Raw genomic sequence first — 2,554 nt, forward strand, 5'->3', positions numbered from 1 at the left:
GCATCGCTTCTCCGATTACGATCTCGACAACGACAACGACAACGACAACGACAACGACAACGACAACGACAACGACAACCACCATGGCGGTGAAAGCAATTCCTGTCGTCCTAGCCTGAGCAGTCCATGCGTATCCCGACCGACACCAAGTGGCGCCAGATCATCATTGCCGTGGCGGCCTGTCTGTTGGTCTGGCTGGCCTGGCGGGGGCTGCCGAACCCGGCGGTGGCCTTTGTCATCGCCATCGTCCCGCTCGCGGTCATCGGCGTCTTCCGCGCCCCGGTGCTGGTGGTGCTGCTGTTTGTGTGCTTCTCCTTCTTCCGGCTGCACGAGGCCTTTCCGCTGCTCTATCAGCTCAAGATCCCCAAGCTGCTGTCGCTGGCGGCCATCAGCGTTCTTTTCTGGAACATTTTCATCGCCGAGACCATCAAGCCCTATTGGCGCTTCGAGTTCACCACACTGACGATCTTCATTGTTCTCATCACCGTCGGCGTGCCGCTGGCAACCAATGTCCCGGAGGCCCAGAACTACTATACCCAGGTCTATTCCAAGATCGTGCTGATGCTCTTTATCGTCGCCTGGCTGCTGCGTGAGGAAAAGGACTTCCTGCTCGGCGTCCGTATGATCGTGATCTCCGGTGTCGCCATTGCCTATGTCGCGATCTTCAACAAGCTCAACGGCATCGGGCTGGTGGAGGAGACGCGTGTGACCATCGGCCGCGAGATCGACTCCTCCCTCGGCGACCCCAACGACCTGTCCTCCGTACTCCAGTTCCCCTTGAGCTTTGCGGTGGCGTTCGTGCTCACCCCGCGGACCGGGTTCTTCAACCGGGTGCTGGGGCTGCTCGGGATCTTGATGCTGATGTGGGCGATCCTCGCGACCCAGAGCCGCGGGGCCCTGCTGGGGGTGATGTCCGTGTTCGGGCTCTACGGGTGGCGCTATGTCAAGAACAAGCTCCTGTTCATCGGCGGCGGGGGGCTGGCGGCCATGGTGCTGTACGTGGCCGCCGGGGTGGGGAGCCGCAAGACCGCCCAGTCCTCGGACGGCGGTCTCGATACCTCCTCGGAGCAGCGTCTGCACGCCTGGGAGGCGGCCATCGGCATGGCCACCGCCTATCCCATCTTCGGCGTCGGCCTGCACTGCTATTACAGCAACTATTATGCCTTTACGCCGAAGTGGGACGGCCTCAATCATGCCGTGCACAGTACCTGGTTCGGCGTCCTGGCCGAGAGCGGCTATATCGGGTTCATCTTCTTCATTACCCTTTTCGTCGGCCTGATCCGCTCCGGCATCAGGAATATGAAGACCGTGGACCGTCACGCCGGCACCATCTCGCCGGCGGTAAGCGTGGCGACCCAGGGGGCACTGATGGGTCTGGTGGGCACCGCGGTCTCGGGTTCCTTCCTGACCATGGGCTTTACCTGGCCCATCTATATCGCCGCCGCCTTCGTGATCTCCATCGCCCAGTTCCTGGAGGACAGTTATGGCGCGCAGGACGGCAAGGCGGTGCCGGCGGCGCCGCAGAAACCCAGTCGCCTGGAGCGGCTCCGGGAGCGGCTCAAGGCGGGCCGTGCCAAGCGGTAACGCGCCGGCAAGAGCGCGCGCCGAGACAGTGATTAGTATGGACCTAGGAGCGGTTCACTCAGCAACGCAACGGTGAAACCTGTCCATGAAACTCGAAAACCTGTCCCGGATCGCCGCCGGCCACTCGCAACCGATCAGCGATCTCACCCGCGGTCAATTGACTGAACTGCAACTCGCACTCAATTCACTCGGTCTCCCGGCCGGGGATATCGATGGTGAGTTCGGCCCGAAAACACGCCATGCGTGGGCCGAGTTCAAGGCCGATCATCAGATGGCGGAGCCCGCGCTGATCGATGCCGATGCGATCAAAACGCTGCAGCAGCTCCTCGATCAGGTCCGGACGAGCGACGCCTGGGACTTGACCACTCGGGCCGGCACCATCGCAGCGATCAGGGGCGCCTGTCAGGCCCAGGGTATCGGCTTGCGGACCCAGATCGCCTATGTGCTCGCGACGGTTGAACATGAGACCAACAATACCTTCAAGCCGGTGCGGGAGGCATACTATATCAAAAATGCCGAGACCTGGCGCAAGGCGCATCTGCGCTATTACCCTTATTACGGCCGCGGCTACGTCCAACTGACCCATGAAACCAATTACAGGAAATACGGCACCCTCCTGACTAAAGGCCTGGTCAAACAGCCGGATTTGGCCTTGGACCCGCAGACCTCGCTGTTCGTCCTGGTGCACGGCTTCAAGACCGGGAGCTTTACCGGCCGCGACCTCGCCCGTTACATCAATGCCCACGAGACCGATTTCATCAATGCGCGGCGCTGTATCAACGGCCTGGATCAGGCGGACCACATCGCCGGTCTGGCGAAAAAGTACCTTTAGTCCCCGCGGCGTCGGGTAATCTGGAAAGAGCGGTTCTCACGCCAAGCCGCCAAGCTCGCCAAGCTTCTTCAGCATTTTATCCACCGTGAAGGTCGCGCAGCGACGCTGTGGGAGCGGCTTCAGCCGCGACGAGGCCAC

Annotated in this window: 2 protein-coding genes; both read left to right on the top strand. The window is 61.6% G+C overall.

The window, feature by feature from the left end:
- Nucleotides 1-126 precede the first annotated feature (126 nt).
- Nucleotides 127-1,584: an O-antigen ligase family protein gene (locus QZY48_RS17945; RefSeq protein WP_295433601.1), complete on the top strand. Its 1,458-nt coding sequence runs from the start codon at nt 127-129 to the stop codon at nt 1,582-1,584.
- A gap of 85 nt (nt 1,585-1,669) precedes the next feature.
- Complete coding sequence (locus QZY48_RS17950; RefSeq protein ID WP_295433604.1) at nt 1,670-2,416, top strand: peptidoglycan-binding protein; 747 nt, start codon at nt 1,670-1,672, stop codon at nt 2,414-2,416.
- Nucleotides 2,417-2,554 lie beyond the last annotated feature (138 nt).

Source organism: uncultured Thiodictyon sp. (genome assembly GCF_903828115.1).
Classification (GTDB): domain Bacteria; phylum Pseudomonadota; class Gammaproteobacteria; order Chromatiales; family Chromatiaceae; genus Thiodictyon.